The sequence below is a fragment of the Bacillus sp. SIMBA_074 genome (assembly GCF_046534555.1).
Lineage (GTDB): Bacteria > Bacillota > Bacilli > Bacillales > Bacillaceae_G > Bacillus_A > Bacillus_A mycoides.
Window position 1 is genome coordinate 1 of sequence record NZ_JAWRYM010000659.1, and the last position, 265, is coordinate 265.

A 265-nucleotide genomic window follows, 5' to 3' on the forward strand; every position below is an offset into this window, starting at 1 on the left:
GGCTGAACAGCACATCGAGGAGGTGCTCGTGGCGCGCGAGGCGTACGACCTGCGGTAGGAGGAAGGGTTCAGTGCGAGCCGCGCACCTTCTGGATACGGAGGCTGTTGTAGACCACGAACACCGAGGACAACGACATCGCGGCTGCGGCGATCAGGGGATTGAGCAGGCCTGCGGCGGCGATGGGGATCGCGGCGACGTTGTAACCGAACGCCCAGACGAGGTTCATCTTGATGGTGCGGAGCGTCTTGCGGGAGATCGCGATCG

At 64.2% G+C, this 265-nt stretch carries 1 protein-coding gene; it reads right to left on the reverse strand.

From position 1 onward, the window contains the following. Positions 1–68 precede the first annotated feature (68 nt). Positions 69–265 (reverse strand): hypothetical protein (locus SB773_RS32400; RefSeq protein WP_410594478.1); only part of this gene is annotated, 197 nt, incomplete at its 5' end.